General features: G+C 72.1%; 18 protein-coding genes. 17 read left to right on the forward strand and 1 reads right to left on the reverse strand.

Features of this window, described 5'->3' with window-relative positions; all coding sequences use genetic code 11:
- Positions 1-68 precede the first annotated feature (68 nt).
- The 9 genes from BIV23_RS34580 (at position 69) to BIV23_RS34620 (ending at position 7,799) form a co-directional block, all read left to right on the forward strand.
- The gene (locus BIV23_RS34580) at positions 69-506 is read left to right on the forward strand and encodes a hypothetical protein (protein WP_245790788.1); all 438 of its coding nucleotides are present in this window, start codon (positions 69-71) and stop codon (positions 504-506) included.
- The gene (locus BIV23_RS34585; RefSeq protein ID WP_071384946.1) at positions 503-1,432 is read left to right on the forward strand and encodes a hypothetical protein; all 930 of its coding nucleotides are present in this window, start codon (positions 503-505) and stop codon (positions 1,430-1,432) included. Before BIV23_RS34580 ends, BIV23_RS34585 begins: the two co-directional genes overlap by 4 nt.
- Positions 1,419-2,861 (forward strand): V-type ATPase 116kDa subunit family protein, encoded by a 1,443-nt coding sequence (locus BIV23_RS34590; protein WP_245790789.1) that lies wholly within the window; start codon positions 1,419-1,421, stop codon positions 2,859-2,861. The genes BIV23_RS34585 and BIV23_RS34590 overlap by 14 nt, the downstream gene beginning before the upstream one ends.
- Positions 2,846-3,259 (forward strand): ATP synthase subunit C, encoded by a 414-nt coding sequence (locus tag BIV23_RS34595; protein ID WP_071384947.1) that lies wholly within the window; start codon positions 2,846-2,848, stop codon positions 3,257-3,259. The genes BIV23_RS34590 and BIV23_RS34595 overlap by 16 nt, the downstream gene beginning before the upstream one ends.
- Positions 3,260-3,261: 2 nt before the next feature.
- A complete protein-coding gene (locus BIV23_RS34600) occupies positions 3,262-3,489 on the forward strand; it encodes a V-type ATP synthase subunit F (RefSeq protein ID WP_245790790.1) in 228 nt (75 codons plus the stop codon).
- Positions 3,486-3,998, forward strand: a complete 513-nt coding sequence (locus BIV23_RS34605) for a hypothetical protein (RefSeq protein WP_071384949.1) — start codon at positions 3,486-3,488, stop codon at positions 3,996-3,998. The genes BIV23_RS34600 and BIV23_RS34605 overlap by 4 nt, the downstream gene beginning before the upstream one ends.
- A 107-nt stretch (positions 3,999-4,105) precedes the next feature.
- On the forward strand, positions 4,106-5,791 hold the full coding sequence (locus BIV23_RS34610; protein WP_245790791.1) for a V-type ATP synthase subunit A: 1,686 nt from the start codon (positions 4,106-4,108) through the stop codon (positions 5,789-5,791).
- Positions 5,788-7,179, forward strand: a complete 1,392-nt coding sequence (locus BIV23_RS34615) for a V-type ATP synthase subunit B (RefSeq protein WP_071384950.1) — start codon at positions 5,788-5,790, stop codon at positions 7,177-7,179. Before BIV23_RS34610 ends, BIV23_RS34615 begins: the two co-directional genes overlap by 4 nt.
- On the forward strand, positions 7,179-7,799 hold the full coding sequence (locus BIV23_RS34620; protein ID WP_245790792.1) for a V-type ATP synthase subunit D: 621 nt from the start codon (positions 7,179-7,181) through the stop codon (positions 7,797-7,799). The genes BIV23_RS34615 and BIV23_RS34620 overlap by 1 nt, the downstream gene beginning before the upstream one ends.
- 64 nt (positions 7,800-7,863) lie before the next feature.
- Here BIV23_RS34620 and BIV23_RS34625 read toward each other — a convergent pair whose 3' ends face one another.
- Positions 7,864-8,286 (reverse strand): Hsp20/alpha crystallin family protein, encoded by a 423-nt coding sequence (locus tag BIV23_RS34625; RefSeq protein ID WP_071384951.1) that lies wholly within the window; start codon positions 8,284-8,286, stop codon positions 7,864-7,866.
- A gap of 170 nt (positions 8,287-8,456) precedes the next feature.
- On the opposite strand from BIV23_RS34625, the gene BIV23_RS34630 reads away from it, so the two are divergent.
- The 8 genes from BIV23_RS34630 (at position 8,457) to BIV23_RS34665 (ending at position 16,810) form a co-directional block, all read left to right on the forward strand.
- Complete coding sequence (locus tag BIV23_RS34630) at positions 8,457-9,851, forward strand: nicotinate phosphoribosyltransferase (RefSeq protein WP_071384952.1); 1,395 nt, start codon at positions 8,457-8,459, stop codon at positions 9,849-9,851.
- A gap of 137 nt (positions 9,852-9,988) precedes the next feature.
- Positions 9,989-10,276, forward strand: a complete 288-nt coding sequence (locus tag BIV23_RS34635; protein ID WP_071384953.1) for a DUF1918 domain-containing protein — start codon at positions 9,989-9,991, stop codon at positions 10,274-10,276.
- Positions 10,260-11,138 carry a universal stress protein gene (locus tag BIV23_RS47320; RefSeq protein ID WP_079173595.1) on the forward strand — a complete coding sequence of 293 codons (879 nt, stop codon included), beginning with the start codon at positions 10,260-10,262 and terminating at the stop codon, positions 11,136-11,138. Before BIV23_RS34635 ends, BIV23_RS47320 begins: the two co-directional genes overlap by 17 nt.
- A gap of 30 nt (positions 11,139-11,168) precedes the next feature.
- Complete coding sequence (locus BIV23_RS34645) at positions 11,169-12,158, forward strand: Acg family FMN-binding oxidoreductase (RefSeq protein ID WP_071384954.1); 990 nt, start codon at positions 11,169-11,171, stop codon at positions 12,156-12,158.
- A 39-nt stretch (positions 12,159-12,197) separates the two neighbouring features.
- On the forward strand, positions 12,198-12,656 hold the full coding sequence (locus tag BIV23_RS34650) for a CBS domain-containing protein (RefSeq protein ID WP_071384955.1): 459 nt from the start codon (positions 12,198-12,200) through the stop codon (positions 12,654-12,656).
- Complete coding sequence (locus BIV23_RS34655) at positions 12,646-15,501, forward strand: cation-translocating P-type ATPase (protein ID WP_245790793.1); 2,856 nt, start codon at positions 12,646-12,648, stop codon at positions 15,499-15,501. The genes BIV23_RS34650 and BIV23_RS34655 overlap by 11 nt, the downstream gene beginning before the upstream one ends.
- Positions 15,498-16,157 carry a potassium channel family protein gene (locus BIV23_RS34660; RefSeq protein ID WP_071384956.1) on the forward strand — a complete coding sequence of 220 codons (660 nt, stop codon included), beginning with the start codon at positions 15,498-15,500 and terminating at the stop codon, positions 16,155-16,157. The genes BIV23_RS34655 and BIV23_RS34660 overlap by 4 nt, the downstream gene beginning before the upstream one ends.
- Positions 16,154-16,810, forward strand: a complete 657-nt coding sequence (locus BIV23_RS34665; RefSeq protein WP_071384957.1) for a potassium channel family protein — start codon at positions 16,154-16,156, stop codon at positions 16,808-16,810. Before BIV23_RS34660 ends, BIV23_RS34665 begins: the two co-directional genes overlap by 4 nt.
- Position 16,811: the final 1 nt, after the last annotated feature.

Raw genomic sequence — 16,811 nt, forward strand, 5'->3', positions numbered from 1 at the left:
CTCTATCCGGTGCGGGGTGGGCCGGAGACGGTGAAACTGGAGGAGCACCGACCGGCAGGAGGCTGCCGATGAGCCTGCGGGACTTCCTGGAGCGGTTCCGTCCGGCGGGGACGCCGGGGGCGTCCGCAACCGGCGTGCCTGCCGACCGCATGGCTGAGCGCGCTGCGGAACTGGAGCCTGCTCTTGCTCGGCTGGCTGACGCTCAGCAGCAGGTGGCACGGATCCGGGCCGCCGCGGAGGAGACGGCAGAAGCCCTTCGACAGAACGCCATACGAGAAGCGGAACATCTCCTGGCGGACGCGCGGGAGCAGGCTCCCGAGATCCGCCGGCAGGCCGCGGAACCCCTCCTCCGAGCAGCCAGGCAGGAGGCCGCAGCGCTGCGGGCGGCCGGAGACCGTACGGCCTCGGTGATCCGCGAGCGGGCAAGGGAACGCATGCCGCACCTGGTGGACCTCGCCGTGGCCGATGCCATGAGACCGGCTCGCGGGACGGCGGCAGAGCCGTGAGTGCCGGCTGGGTCGCCGGAGCGGTGCGGGCGCAAGCCCTCGTCGCACGGTATCCGGGCGCCGATGGGGCACGTGACATCGCGCACGGTCCGACGCTCGACGACGCCCTGCGGCGCCTCGCCACGACGCCGTACGCACGGTACACGCGGACGACCGCGGGCCTTCCCGATGCTCAGCGGGCGGTGGCCGCCGGCCTCCTGTGGCATCTGCGGGTGCTGGCCGGATGGCTGCCGCCCGGCGGCGCCCGCCTGCTGGTTCCGCTCGCGGCGGGATTCGAGATCGCCAACGTGGTGTCCCGGCTGCAGGCACCGGAAGGTCGGCGCACCGAGGCACCGGAGCCATACCGGCTCGGTGCCCTGGAGACGGCCTGGCGGAGTCTGGAACGTGCCGAGACGCTCGCGGAACTGCGGGCGGCGCTCGCCGCCTCGCCCTGGGGCGACCCGGGCGACGACACTCCGTGGGCCCTGGTCACAGGCATGCGAATGGCCGCAGCGCGGCGTACCGCCGTGTCCGTCCCGCCCGCACACCGCTGGGCTCAGGGGCGTGCAGTGCTGCTGACCGCGAGGGAACTCTTCGTGTACCACCGCTCTCTCACGGAGTCCGTGCGTCGCGATGCGGCACGACTGCTCGGGGCACGGGCGTCGGCCGCCTCGTCGTACCGGGAGTTCCGCGACAGCCTTCCCTTGGCAGCCCGATGGGTCCTGGCGGACATCGACGAGCCCGGTGAGCTGTGGCGGGCCGAGACCCTCTGGTGGCGGACGGTACAGGCCGAGGGCGCGACGATGCTGCGGCAAGGCCGGTACGGGCCCGCGGTCGTCGTCGGCGCGGTCGGGTTGTTGTCCGTGGACACCTGGCGGGTGCGGGCCGCGCTGGAGTCCGCGGCACGAGGTGGACGGCCCGGAGAGGCGTTCGATGCCCTGGTCTGAGGCGATGACACCGGTCCGGATGCGCCGCGTGGCGGTGGTCGTACCCCAGACGGGCCTGCGAGACGCGCTGGTGCGGATCGCCGAGGAGGGCTGCGTGGAACTGGACCGCGCCGAGGACGCGGCTCCGGGGGCGGCGGCCGTGCGGTTGCAGCGGTTGCGTGGGCAGGGAACGACATCCGAGTCCCAGAGCACCGCTCCGGCCGTACTGGCCGTCACGGCGCCCGACCTCGACATGCTCGACCATCGGCGCCAAGTCGCCCTGCTGGCCGGTGAGGCTCAACTGGAGGAGCGTGCGCAGGGCGCCGTACGACAGGGAGAGGTGGCCGCGCTGGCCGGATGGTGCCCGGCCGCCGAGGTACCGCGCGTCGCGGACCGACTGGCCGCGGCGGGCGGCGCGCTGTTGCCGTTGCCCCTGCCGCGCGGCACGGATCCGCCGACGCTGCTGCGCTCGGGCCGGGCCGCCTCCTTCACTTCCCTGGTGACGACGTACGGCACACCGGCCTACGCGGACCTCGACCCCTCGTGGCCTGCCGGCCTGGCCTATGTCGTGATGTTCGGGATCATGTTCGGTGACGTGGGGCACGGCGCGCTGCTGGTGCTCGGCGCGCTCGCTCTGCGCCTCGGGTGGCCCCGCCCCTTGGCGCGTCTCACCCGGCTGTGGCCGTTCCTGGCGTACGCGGGAGTCGCCGCCATGGTCGCGGGCGTCGCGTACGGCGAGTTCTTCGGGCCGACCGGTCTGCTGCCGGTGCTGTGGCTGAGCCCGCTGGACGAGCCCGCTCGTCTGCTGGCCGCCGCGGTGATCTTCGGGGCCGGTCTGCTGGTGCTCGCGCATGCCGCGGGCGCGGTGAACCGCGTGCGGGAGAACGGCTGGGCCGTGGGCCTGTACGCGGCTTCCGGCTGTGCCGGGCTGCTGTTCTACCTGGGGCTCGCGCTGGCCGCAGCAGGCCTGCTCCTGCACTGGCAGGCCTTGGCAGTGGCCGGGGCTGCGTGCGCCGCGGCCGGGCTCGGGCTGGTGGGGTTCGGCTTGTTCCGGGTCACGGCGGGCGGCGGCGCGGGAGTCGCCGAGACGGTGGTGCGGCTGTTCGACGTCGTCGTGCGTACCGGCACCAACACCCTGTCGTTCGCCCGGCTCGCGGCCTTCGGTCTCACCCATGCCGCGCTCGCCGACCTGGTGTGGCGCGGCACCGTGGCCCTGGCAGGGCGTGGCGCGGCCGGTGTCGCGGGCGCCGCTGTGCTGTTCGTCGTGGGCACAGCCCTCTCCTTCGGCCTGGAGGCCCTGGTGGCCGGCGTGCAGGCCTTGCGGCTGGAGTTCTACGAACTCTTCTCCCGGCTTTTCGAGATTGAGGGCCGCCCGTTCCGTCCCTGGCACGTTCCTCCAGCGGAACCTGCCGACCCCGCTGCGAAGGTGATCACATGCTCACCTGGCTGATCGTCCTGCCGGTCCTGGTCTCGGTGCTCGGTGCCGTCCGGTTGCTGCGGCGGCGCCGGACCAGACACGCCTTCCGCTGGCTCCTGGCCACGAACCTCGGCCTGCTGGGCGGCGCCCTGGTCGTCCTCGCCACGGCGCTGACGGGGCCCGCGCAGGCTTCGGCGCGGGCCGCCGCATCCGGTGGAGTGAACGGATCCGCCTTGATCGGTGCGGCCATCGCGGTGGCCGGAGCCTCGATAGGAGCCGCGATAGCCGTCGCCTACACGGGAGCTGCGGCACTGGCCGCGCTGAGCGAACGACCGGAGATGTTCGGCCGGGCCATGGTGATCGTCGGACTGGCGGAAGGCATCGCCGTGTACGGGCTCGTCGTCGCGATCCTGCTGATCGGAAAGGCCTGACGATGGGGACGGTGTCCGCCATCGGCGCACGGACCAGCGTGTGCGGCCTTGCGCTGGCCGGGGTCGACGTCCTCGTGGCGGAGGACCCGGACGCCGTTCGCAGGGCCTGGCGGACGTTGCCCCGCACGGTCGGCCTCGTGATCCTCACGACCGAGGCCGCAGACGTTCTGGGGGACGCGGCGACGGCGCCGGCCCCGGCCCGGCCGTTGGCGGTGGTGATGCCCCCATGACCGCTCCGGTTGATGAGCTCGGCCCCGTCCGCGCCGAGCTGCTGCGGGCGGCACGAGCCGCCGCGGACGCCACCCTGGACCGTGCACGCGCCGACGCGGCTGACACCCTGCTCGCAGCCCGCACCGCGGCTGAAACAGTGCTCGCGCAGGCCCGCCAGCTTGGCGAGGCCGACGGCGCCAAGGAGGCCGATCGGGAACGGGTGCGGGCCGCACAGGAGGCCTGGGAGACGGAACTCGCGGTCCGCACCGAGGTCTACGTGGCGCTCAGGGCCGAGGTCCGCGCGGGCGTGCGGCGGGCGCTGGCCCGGGAGGGTGCGGTTGCCCGGTCACACCTTGCTCACGTGGCACGGGCCGCACTGGGTGCGGAGGCTGAGGTCAGGGCCGCTGAGCAGAGCGGGGTGACAGCCGAAGTGCCTGGCCGCCGAGTCGATCTGTCGGCGGACGCCCTTGCCGACGGCGCCCTGGACCGGCTGGGGGCGCGGGCCGAGACGCTCTGGGGACCGCCGTGATCGCTCCTGGCGCCCCAGGGCCGGACTGGTCCGGCGCGGGCGCGCTTGCACACGTCGGAGGCGGTGCCCCGACCTCCGTCAGGGCTGACCGCCTCCACATCCTCCGGGTGGCCGGCTCCCTCGTGGAGATCGCATGCCCGCCCACGGTCGCCATGCATGATCTCGTCCTGCTGGGCAGCGCCGGCCTGCCGGGCGAGGTGGTCGCCATCCACGGGGACACCGCCTCCGTCCAGGCGTACGAGTACACCGGCGGGTTGGCTCCCGGACACCCGGCGGAGCCTCAAGGGCGGCCGCTGACGGTGCGGCTGGGCCCGGATCTGCTCGGTGGCGTGTTCGACGGCCTGCTGCGCCCGCTGGCGGGCGCCGGCGATCTTCTGACGACGAGTGGGCAAGCGACCGCTGAGGCGGCTGCACGGTCGTTCACTCCCCGGGTGGTACGAGGGCAAAGGGTCGGGCCCGGTGACGTCCTAGGGGACATCGGGGCGCGTGTCCCACTGCGGCTTCTGGTACCCCCGGACCTGTCGGGCGAGGTGACACGGATCGCGTCGGTGGGCGCGTACGCCTCGGACGCCCCGCTCGCCGTCGTAGGCGGTGAGGAAGTGTGCATGGTTCAGTCGTGGCCGGTGCGCAAGCCGCGGCCGGTCGGACGACGCCTGCTGGCGGACACACCACTGAACACCGGGCAGCGCGCCGTCGACCTGCTCTTCCCCGTCGCGCGCGGCAGCACGGTCGCCGTCCCGGGCGGTTTCGGCACGGGCAAGACCATGCTGCTCCAGCAGATCGCCAAGTGGTGCGACGCGGACGTGATCGTCTACGTCGGCTGCGGCGAGCGCGGAAATGAAATGGCGGACGTCATCGAGGAGCTGGGAGAGCTGACCGATCCACGGACCGGTGGCCGGCTGGCGGAGCGGACCGTGACGATCGCGAACACCTCGAACATGCCGATGATGGCGCGGGAAGCGAGTGTGCACACGGGCGCGACCGTGGCGGAGTACTTCCGCGACATGGGCCTTGCCGTCGTCCTCATCGCCGACTCGACCTCCCGGTGGGCGGAGGCGCTACGCGAGTTCGCCTCCCGCATGGGCGAACTGCCCGCCGAGGAGGGCTACCCGGCTTCGCTCGCCTCCCAACTGGCCGCGTTCTACGAGCGGGCGGCGGCCGTTCGCACGCTGGGCGGTGCGACGGGGTCCGTCACGGTGATCGGTGCTGTGTCTCCACCGGGTGGCGACCGCACCGAGCCCGTCACCGCGCACACCGAACGGTTCGTGCGGTGTCTGTGGAGCCTGGACCGCGATCTCGCCTACGCACGGCACTATCCGGCCGTGTCCTGGTCGGAGTCGTTCTCCCGGGACGCCGCCGCGCTGTCGGTCGCACACGCGCGTGCCGGTGACCCCGGGTGGGCCGGGCGGCGAGGGCGCGTCGCGCGGCAGCTGGCGGAGGCGGACCGGCTGGCCGACATTGTCGAACTGGTAGGGATCACCGCTCTGCCGCCCCGTGAACGGATCAGTGTGCTTGCCGGGCAGCTGCTGCGCGAGGCCGCGATCCAGCAGAGCGCGCTGTCCCCGGCGGACGCCTACAGCGCCCCGGCGAAGACGACCGCTCTGGTGGACGCCGTGCTGACCGTGATCGACCGTTGTCTGGAGGTGGTGGACGCCGGTACCCAGGCCGAGGTCGTCGAGGCGGTCGACTTCAGCCCGTTGCTGCGGGCACGCGAGGCGGCGGGCCCCGCGGAGACAGCCCCGGTGACGGCGGCCCGCGACACCGTGCTGGCCCGGCTCGAGGAGACAGCGTGAGCGGCCCGGTGGAGGTCGAGTACACGGGCGTGCGCGAACTGCGCGGTCCGCTCGTGGTCGTCGAAGGGGTGAGCGGGGTGGGCTGGGACGAGTTCGCCACGATCGTGCTCGACTCCGGTGAACGGCGACACGGGCTGGTCCTGGAGGTGGACCGCGACCTCGCGGTGGTCCAGGTTCTGGAGGACACGGCCGGCATGAACCGCACCGGCACCCGTGTCGCCTTCTCGGGGTCGCCGATGCGGATCCCGGTCGGTGCCGGGTGGCTGGGACGGGTGTGCAACGGGCGCGGCGAACCGGCCGACGGTGGACCGCCGGTGCTGGGCGGGTCGTACGAGGCGGTGGGCGGCGCGCCGATCAACCCGGTACGCCGGGAGCCGCCGAACGAACCGGTGCTCACCGGGGTGGGCGCGGTGGACGTGCTGACCACGCTGGTGCGGGGACAGAAGCTGCCGGTTTTCTCGGCCGCCGGGCTGCCGCACCTGGAACTGGCCGTGCAGATCGCGGCCCAGGCGACCTGTGGGGGTGAGCCGTTCGCCGTGGTGTTCGCCGGGATGGGGCTCACCCACGCCGACACGGCGTTCGTCCGCGACGGGCTGGCCACGCGTTCCGCGGCACGGGAACTCGTCCTGTTCCTCAACACCGCCGACGACCCGGTGATCGAGCGGCTGCTCACTCCGCGACTCGCCCTGACCGTCGCCGAACACCTGGCGTTCACGGAGGGCCGCCACGTTCTGGTGGTGATGACGGACATGACGGCCTACTCGGAGGCTCTGCGCGAGGTGTCCGCCGCACGTGGCGAGATACCGGCACGGCGTGCCTATCCCGGCTACCTCTACAGCGACCTGGCCTCCCTCTACGAACGCTGCGGCAGAATCAGGGGCCACCCGGGATCGGTCACCATCCTGCCGGTCCTCACCATGCCCGCCGGCGACATCACCCACCCCGTCCCCGACCTCACCGGCTACATCACCGAAGGCCAGATCGTGCTGTCCGCCGACGTGCAAGCGGCCGGCACGTATCCGCCTGTCGATCCGCTGGCCTCGCTGTCACGTCTGATGCGCAAGGGAGCCGGGGCGGGACGCACCCGTGCCGATCATCCGGCCGTCGCCGCCCAGCTGATCGCAGCGCTGGCCCGGTCCCGGCAGGTCGCGGAACTCGCCGACCTGATCGGCCGTGCCGCGCTCAGTCCGACCGATCTGCGCCACCTGGACCTCCAGGACGCCTTCCGGGATCGCTTTCTCGCCCAGGGCACCGACGAGGACCGGTCGTTGGACGATTCCCTCGATCGGGCTTGGGAGGTGCTGCTGACCCTGCCGCGCAGCCAACTGGGCATGCTCCCGGCCGACCTGCTCGACACCCACGCTCCACCGCGGTACGAGGAACGGTGATGAATCCGCGGGGACGCCGAGTCCCGGCGGGGCGGGCCGGACGCCTACGGCTGCGCCGCCGCCTCACTACGGCGCTGCGCGGAGCGGACCTGCTCGAACGCAAACTCCGGCTCCTGCTGGACCACGAGCACACGGCACGCCGGGCTGCTGAGGACGTGCGCCGGGTGTGGGAGGAGAGGCTGGCCGACGCGGAGTCCTGGCTGCTGCGCGGGGTGCTGCTCGGAGGCGAACGCGCGCTGGCCGAGGCGACGCCCGCTGACCGGGCCCGCGTCGACATCCGGTGGGCCGCGCTGATGGGCGTACGCCACCCGGCGGCAGTGGAGTGCGCGGCGCCCGCACGCTCCCCGGCGGAGCCGACTCCCTCCAACACGGCGCTCGCCCACGCCGAAACGGCTTACCGCGCCGCGGTCCGCGCGGCGGCGGAACTCGCCGCCCATCAGACAGCCGCCGACCTGCTGGCCGCCGAGGCCGAACGGACACGGCAGCGAGTCCGTGCCCTCCGCAGCCACTGGATCCCGCGCCTGCGGGCCGAACTGGACGCTGTGGAGCTGGCGTTGGAAGAGGCGGAACACGAAGAAGCGGTACGACGCCGCTGGGCAGCCACCCGCGCGGACCGATGACGTCTGCGCTGCGACTCACCGACGGCGGGCCCGGGCAGAGCCCGCCGGACCTCACCAAACGGTGTCAGTCGCCGTGCCGGATCTCCACGTGCTTCGCCTCCGTCTTCTTGGCGCCCAGGCCCACACTGACGGTGAGCATGCCATTGGTGTACTCGGCCCTGACGTCGTCCTCGTCGGCACCGGCCGGCAGCGACACGCTGCGGCTCATCGCTCCGTACCGGATCTCGCTGTGATTCTTCGTGACGTCCTTCTCGGTACGTTCGGCCTGGACCGTCAGCACGCCGTCGGTGATGAAGACGTCGATGTCCTCGGGTGACATGCCCGGAAGTTCCGCCCGCATCACGTAACGGTCGTCCTCGATGTAGTCCTCGATCCGCACCGTGTACAGCTCACTCATCGTGGGCATCGCGAAACGGGCCGGAAGGGTCTCGAACCAGTCCGACATCTCCGGGAACGCGAATCTCTGCTTGCGTGCGAGTGCGTTCATCGCCGTACCTCCCGGCTTGGTCCTCTCTGCGGACACATCCAGTTCAGCGCGGTGGAATACCCCTTCGCTGGGGCCGAAGAGCCCATGCGCGGGGCCCTGAAGTCCCTTTCCTCCCGCACGGTCGCGGCCAGACTGGGATCAGGGAACCTCGACACTCGGCGGCGATCACCATGTCCGACGTCACCACCACCGACCTCTACGAGGTGACCATGGCCATGTCCTACCTCCGGGAGGACATGCGGGCGCCGGCCACCTTCAGCCTCTTCGTCCGCGACCTTCCGCCCGGCCGGGGCTTTCTCGTGGCCGCCGGTCTGGAGTCCGCCCTGGACTTTCTGTCCCGCTTCCGCGTGGAGAGGGACGATGTCGAGAGGTTCGCTGACGCCCTGCACCGGCCTGTCCCTGACCTCGAACCGCTCCTCGGGCTCTCTTTCGAGGGCGAAGTGCGCGCGGTCCCGGAGGGCCATGTGGTGTTCGCCGGTGAGCCCCTGCTGGAAGTGACCGCACCACTCCCCCAGGCCCAGCTCGTCGAGACGTACCTGCTGAACCAGCTCTGCCACCAGACGGCGGCGGCGTCCAAGGCGGCACGCTGCGTCCTGGCCGCGGACGGCAGGGCGGTCGTGGACTTCTCACTGCGCCGCACGCACGGCCCGTGGGCGGGACTGCAGGCCGCCCGGCTGGGTGCCGTGGTGGGCTTCGCCGGCACCAGCAACGTCGCCGCCGCCACCTCCCTGGACATTCCGGCCTCGGGCACCATGGCCCACTCCTACATCGAGGCGTTCCCCAGTGAGGAGGCGGCGTTCCGCGCATTCGCGCGCTGCCACCCCGGTCCGGTCACCTTCCTCGTCGACACCTACGACACGCAGGAGGGCGTACGGATCGCCGCGCGGGTCCTGACCGGACTGGGGCTCGGTCCCGGCTGCGCGATCCGCCTGGACAGTGGAGACCTCGACGCACTTTCGCGGCGGTCGCGCGCCCTGCTCGACGCCGCCGGGCTGACCGACGTACGGATCGTGGCCAGCGGCGGACTCGACGAGTACGGGGTGGACCGGCTCGTACGCGCCGGGGCCCCCATCGACGTGTACGCCGTGGGCACGAAGGTGGGTGTCGCCGCGGACGCCCCGTACCTCGAAGCCGCTTACAAGCTCGTCGAGTACGACGACCGGCCAGTGATGAAGCTGTCCTCGGCGAAGGTCACGGCCCCGGGCCGCAAGCAGGTCTTCCGTCGGCCCGGACGGCCGGACGTCATCGCCCTGGCGGACGAGGAACCCGTGGACTCCGCACAGCCGCTGCTGCGCACGGTCATGCGGGGTGGGCGGCGGACGGGGGCGCCGGACCACTGGCTGGACGCACGCAATCGGTTCCGCGAGGACCTGGCCGATCTGCCCGACTCGGCGCGCCGGATCGATAGTCCCGAGCCGGTCCGGCCGGTGCGGTCCGAGGCGCTCGATCATCTGACGGCCTCGGTGCGAGCCGACATCGAAGTCCGCCGGTGCCCGGAGCACCGCACCGCGCCGTCGGACGTTGCCGGCCCGCATTCCGCCTCCCTCTCGGTCTGCGGACACTGACCTGCCGCGTGACGGCCGAGGGGTCGGCAAGCCTCCGGTGGGGACCAATGGCCCCTGGCAGGCAGGCACTGCCAACGCCTTCCATGGAAGTGGCGGCGGCATCCTTCCGCGCCACCGCAAAGAAGGAGGCGAGGGCGATGTCCGCTCCCGCACCAGCGAAGAACGCGCAGGCCGTCGCGCAGGCCGGTCCAGAGGCAACCAGCACCTCCATGCGCGCCCGCGCGGGCGACGAGATCGTGGTACGTGGGGTCACGGCCGGGGTCGTCGCGCGAGACGGCCAGATCGTCGGCCTCCACCATCAGGACGGCAGCCCGCCCTACGACGTACGGTGGGCCGAGGACGGACGAGTGACCCTGTACTTCCCGGGTCCTGATGCGTACGTCCGGCACTTGGTGAGCGGAGCCGGGCATGTCCGGGCCCGGTGACCGCCGACCGATCGTGGTGGGTGTCGATCCCGATCCCGTCCACCGGATGGCACTGGCCTGGGCGGCGGACGAGGCCGTCCGCAGACGGCTGCCGTTGCGCGCGGTCCATGTGGAGGGCGTGCCCACTCGGGGCTACCGGAGGCGGGAAGTCCCGCCGTCCTGGGAGGAATGGAACGAGGCTCTGCACAAGGCCGGCCAGCAGGTGCTGGGGCAGGCCGTGGACTTCGTCTCGGCCCGGCACCCGCAGCTCCAGGTCGACGCGCTGCTCGCGGAGGGCGACCCGGTGTGGGTGCTGCGCGAGCAGAGCCGCGACGCCACCGCCGTCGTGCTGGGATCGCGGCACCTGAGCCGGAAGCAGGAGGTGTTCGGCTCCGCGTCGGTCGCCCTGCCGGTCATGGCCCGCACGCACTGTCCCCTGGTGGTCGTCCCCGAGCCGGAACATGTCACCGAGGAGCCAGCTTACTTCGTCGTCGGTGTGGACGGCAGCGAACACTCCGCCGCTGCGGTCGATGTGGCGTTCGAGGAGGCGGCCCTGCGCGGCGCCCGGCTGCGGGCCCTGCTCGTATGGGAGCCCGGACCGCTGAGGGTCTTCGACGAGCACCAGCCGCAGCAGGAGTGCCGCCGGCTCCTCTCAGAGATCGTGGCCGGACGCCAGGCCCGCTGTCCCGACGTGGACCTGCACCACGAAGTGCTCGTCGGGCACCCCGTCCAGGTGCTCACCGACGCCTCGGCGCACGCGTTGGGCCTGGTGGTGGGGACCCGGGGCCGTGGAGGCTTCGCCGGCATGCTGCTGGGCTCGGTCAGCCAAGGCGTGCTGAACCACGCCCGTTGCCCTGTCATCGCCGTACCGACCCGCGAGTGAACCGGCAGACCGGCACGAAGGGAAGCCGCCGTGACTGCACAACCTCTCGACGTGGACACCGTCGCCGGTCTCGTGGCGGAAGCCGCAGCGGCGCCCTCGCTGCACAACGCCCAGCCCTGGAATTTCCGCTACCTGCGGGACCTCGGCGTCCTGCGGTTGTACGCGGACCTGGAGCGGGCACTCCCGCGTACCGACCCCGACAACCACGGCCTGCACGTGGGGTGCGGCGCCGCCCTGCTCAACCTGCGCGTGGCCGCCGCGGCAGCCGGGCTCGCGCCGGTCGTCCGGCTGCTCCCGGACCCGGCCTGCCCGGAGTTCCTCGCCGAGGCGCATCTGTGCGGCACGGGAACCCCCGACGGGGCGCTCGCCCGGCTGAGCTCTGCGATCCGTCGCCGTCACTCCAGCCGCTTCCCCTTCCGCGAGGAGACGCTCCCCACCGCCGTGCGGGAGACGTTGCAACAAGCTGCGCTCGCCGAGGGCGCGCAGCTGCTGTTCCCCGGCGCATGGCACGTGCAGTCGATCCTGGAGCTGGTGCGGGACGCCGAGGGAAGGGAGGCGCTCGCCCCGGATGTGCGTGAGGAGACGGCGCGCTGGGCGCACAACGGCTCTTCCGGCAAGGCCGGGGCCGTTGACGGCATCGCCGCCGAGGCTTTCGGTCCTCGGCAGCGCCACACCACGGTCCCCGTGCGTGACTTCGCCGCCGGTCGTCCGGTGCCCGAACGCGGCTGGGCGCCCTTCGAGAGGGAACCGAACATCGCCCTGCTGGGCACTGCCCACGACGGGCCCGCGGACTGGCTGTCGGCCGGTCAGGCTCTGGAGCGGGTCCTGCTCCGGGCCACGATGGACGGGCTGGTCGCCTCGGTCACTTCCCAGCCCCTGGAGTGGCCCGAGATCCGGTGGGCCGTCCGCGACCCCGTCTCCGCGATGGCTCATGTCCAGATGGTCATCCGGCTCGGTCACGGCCCCGAAGGCCCCGCGAGCCCGCGGCGAGCGGTGGCCGAAGTGCTCGACGTTCTCTGAGTCGGACCTTGCGAACCGTGGGACAGCGAGGAGGAGCGCATGAAGGTCTCCGAGGTGATGACGGCTCCTCCGGTGTGCGTGGCGCCGAACAGCACCCTGGTCGAGGTGGCCCGGCAGATGGCCGAGAGCGCCGTCGGGTCTGTGCTGGTGGTCGAGGGCGGCGCACTGCACGGCATCGTCACCGATCGCGACCTCGCCGTTCGTGGCATGGGCAGCGGCTTGGGCGCGAGGGCCCGGGTGGAGGCGGTGATGTCGGCCCGAGTCGTCACGGTCGAAGCCGTCGAGGATGTCGGGGCTGCCTATCGTGCGTTCCGTCGCACGGGGGTCCGCCGGCTTCCGGTCCTGGACGCGGGCCGGGTGGTGGGGGTGCTGACGATCGACGACCTGTTCCTCGACCTGTTCCGGCGGTTCGCCGACCTGCTGGGGCCGGTGGCCTGGAGCGTCCTGCAGGAGCCTCCGGGACCGCCCCAGGAGGCCGGAGCCCCGGATGAACCCTGAACAGGCCCGGCAGGGCGCGACCGCGCTCCACGAGGACGGTCCGGCGGCGGATGGCGAGACCGCGGCACAGGCGCCACCCGCGGACCGGCCGAGCACCCCTGTGCCGTCGATCCCCTCCCTGCCGGTTCCCGCGGTCTTCGCCGCCCTGGGAAGCTCCCCGCGCGGTCTGACACCGGCCGAGACCACCGCGCGACGGGACCGCTACGGCCCCAACGAGCTGCCCGGACCGAGCCACGGCCAGGTATGGCGTCGGCTGCTCGCCCAGTTCACCGACCTCTTCGCGGTCGTCCTGCTGGTCTCCTCGGCGATCACGTTCCTCGCCTACTGGCTGGGACAGCCCCGGGACCCGGCCACCCTGCAACTGGCCCTTGCCATTCTCGGTGTGGTGCTGCTGAACGCCGGCATCGGTTTCGCGCAGGAGTATTCCGCCGAGCGCACCGCGGAGTCCTTGCAGGCGATGGTGCCGCACACCTGCCGGGTACTGCGGGACGGGGAGCGGCGGGAGTTGTCCGCGCGGGATCTGGTGCCGGGCGATGTGGTGGTCCTGGAGGCCGGGGACGCGGTGCCGGCCGACTGCCGGCTCGTCGAGGCTCAGGAAGCGGCCGTCAACAACGCCGCGCTCACCGGTGAGAGCGATCCCGTCACGCGCATCGCGGAACCCGTGCCACCGGGGCCGCCGCTGGAGGCACGCAACTGCGTCTTCATGGGCACCGACCTGGTCGCCGGCACCGGCAAGGCCGTCGTGTTCGCCACCGGTACGGCCACCGAGTTCGGGAGGATCTTCCGGCTCACCGCCGCCGCCCCGAGGCAGCAGACCCCACTGCAGCGGCAGGTCGCCGTCATGGCCCGCCGGGTCGCGGGCGTGGCACTCGCAACCGGCGCCGCCCTGTTCGCGGTGCGCGTGCCCAGCGGGCAGCCGTTCGTCGACACGTTCGTCTTCTCGCTGGGAGTGATGGTCGCTCTCGTGCCCGAGGGGCTGCCGGCCACGCTCTCCGTGTCGCTGGCGATCGGTGTCCGTCGTATGGCTCGTCGGCACGCACTGGTCAAACAGCTGCTCGCCGTGGAGGCGCTGGGTTCGACCAGCGTGATCTGTACCGACAAGACAGGCACTCTCACGCAGGCCGAGATGACCGTCGTGCAGCTGTGGACGGACGGGGTGTCCCACGCCGTGGCGGGAGTGGGGTACGCGCCGGCCGGTGAGATCACCGACGCTCCGCCCGTACGGGAGCTGCTGCGGGCGGCGGCTCTGTGCAGCAACGCCCGACTGGTGCGGCCCGCCGGGCGGGACGCGTGGCGGGTGCTGGGAGACACGACCGAGGGTGCGCTGCTGGTGGCGGCCATGAAGGCAGGTCTGGACCCCGCCAAGGAGGAGATGGGGGCACCCCGGGTGGCGGAGTATCCCTTCGACTCGGCGCGGAAACTGATGAGCACCGTCCATCGCGACAGCGACGGGACGTATTTCGCATGTACCAAAGGCGCCCCCCTCGAACTGCTCACCCGCTGCGACGCCCTCGACCACGGTGACGGGAAGACGCCGCTGACGGACGCCGACCGCAGCCGTGTGATCGCGGCCGCGGACGGCATGGCCGGGCGGGGCCTGCGCGTGCTGGCGGTCGCCCGACGGCAGGTCTCCGGGCCTCGGCCGCCGATCGCGGACGTCGAGTCGGAGCTGACCCTGCTGGGGCTCGCCGGGATGTACGACCCGCCCCGGCCGGAGGTACGGGACGCGGTGGACGCGTGCCGGCGGGCCGGGATCCGCATCGTCATGGTCACGGGTGACCATCCGCTGACCGCGGAGGCCGTCGCCCGTCGCGTCGGCATCGTGCGCGAGACGGCTCCGGCCGTGGCGACCGGCACCCAGCTGGACACGATGGACGACAGCGACCTGGACGACCTGCTGACCGGCTCCACCGAACTGCTGCTGTGCCGCGTCAGCCCCGAGCACAAGATGCGGGTGGTCACCGCGCTGCAGCGGCGCGGAGAGGTCGTAGCCGTGACCGGCGACGGGGCCAACGACGCCCCGGCCCTCAAGCACGCCGACATCGGCGTCGCCATGGGCGCCTCCGGCACCGACGTCGCCCGCGAGGCCGCCGTGATGGTGCTGCTCGACGACTCCTTCGCCTCCATCACCACTGCGGTGGGACTCGGCCGCTCGGTCTACCGCAACATCCGCAAGTTCCTGATCTACCTCTTCAGCCACAACATCGCCGAACTCATGCCGATCCTCGCGGCGACCTTCGCCGGATTCCCGCTGGTGCCGATCACGGCCTTGCAGATCCTCGCCATCGACCTCGGCTCCGACGTGCTGCCCGCCCTCGCGCTCGGCGCGGAACCGATGGAACCCGACGTCATGAACAGCTCGCCGAGGCCCCGCCAGGAGCGGCTCTTCTCGGCCGCCGTCATGGGCCGCATCCTCTTCCTGGGGGGTATCCAGGCCCTCGGCGTGTGCGCCGTCTTCTTCTGGCACATCCACGCCTCCGGCATCCCCTACGCGGACTTCACCAAGGACAACCCCGTCTACCGCGAGGCGATCACGATGGTCCAGGCCGGCATCGTCGTCAGCCAGTTTTTCAACGCCCTCGCCGTGCGCACCGACCGGCAGAGCGTCTTGCGAGCCGGTCTGCTGAGCAATCCGTGGCTGCTGGCCGCCGGCTGCTTCGGCATCGGGCTGATGGCCGCCATCAGCTACGCGCCACCGCTCCAGGCCATCTTCAACACCGCGCCGCTGACCCCAGCCGACTGGGCGGTCCTGGTGGCGTTCGGAGCACTGCTGCTGGCGGCCGAGGAACACCGCAAATGGACGCTGAGCCGCCGGAGATCATCCCCGAAGGGAGGAACGCCATGAGAGTGATCATCGCGGGCTGCGGTCGGCTCGGGGCCACCCTGGCCACGCAACTCGTCACCGAGGGCCATGACGTCCGCCTCATCGACCACCAGTCCAAAGCGCGGCGGAGGTTGCCACCGGGCTTCCCCGGCGCCTTCCACGTCGGCAACGGCTTCAGCCGCTCCGCGCTGGAATCGGCCGGCATCGCCCATGCGGACGCCTTCGTCGCCGTCACCTCCGCAGACAACAGCAACATCGTCAGCGCGCGCACCGCCAAGGAGACGTACCGGGTCCCGATCGTCCTCGCCCGCATCCACGATCCACGCCGCGCCGACATCTACCGGGACCTGGGAATCCCTACCATCTCCAGCGTCCGCTGGGCCGTGGGCCGCATCCACCAGATGCTGCTGCACCGGCACCTCACACCCGAAGTCTCCTTCGGCAACGGCGAGACGCTCCTGGTCCGCTCCCAGCTGCCGTCCTATCTCACCGGACGGCAGGTCACGGAGTTCGACGTCGACGGCGAGATCCGGGTTGTGGAAATCACTCGTGGCGGCCGGTCGCTGCTCCCCGCACGCGGTGTCCTGGCCGAGCCCGGCGACCTCGTCACCTTCGGTGTCGCCGCAACGGCGCTGGGCCGGCTGAGCGGCTTTCTCGACAAGGAGCTGGGAACGTGAAGGTCCTGATCGCGGGCGCGGGCCGACTCGGCACCCAGATCGCCCAGGTGCTGTCCGCCGCCCATAACGACGTCACCCTCGTCGAGTACGACGACGAACGCGTGGCGGAACTCGGAGGCCTGCCGCACGTGCGCCTCGTGGCCGGGGACGCCTGCGAGCCGGGCCTGTTGGAGAGCGCGGGCGCGCTGGCCTGCGACCTCGTCATCGCGGTCACCGGCCGCGACGAGGACAACCTGGTCATCAGCCTGCTGGCGAAGCGGCAGTTCGGGGTGGGCCGGGTGGCCGCGCGCGTCAACGAGGCGGAGAACGCCTGGCTCTTCGACCAGCGGTGGGGCGTGGACGCGGCGGTGCCCGCCGCCACCCCGCTGATCTCCCTCATCGAGGAAGCCACCGGAGCCACGGACACGGTGGCGCTGCTGCGGCTGAGCAAGGCCGGTGTCGAGGTCATCGAGACCGCTATCACCGAACGGTCCCGGGCCGCCGGTCACACGCTGGGCGAGGTCTCCCTGCCCGCCGGCACCGTGGTCGCCACCGTCGTACGTGGCGGGCAACCCACTGTCCCGGGTCCCGACGTGCGGCTGCTCCCCGGCGACGAGTTGCTGCTCGTGTCGCACGAGGCGACCGAGCAGGAGATCCACGCGGCCTTCGAGTGAT

Source organism: Streptomyces monashensis (genome assembly GCF_001866665.1).
Classification (GTDB): Bacteria; Actinomycetota; Actinomycetes; order Streptomycetales; family Streptomycetaceae; genus Streptomyces; species Streptomyces monashensis.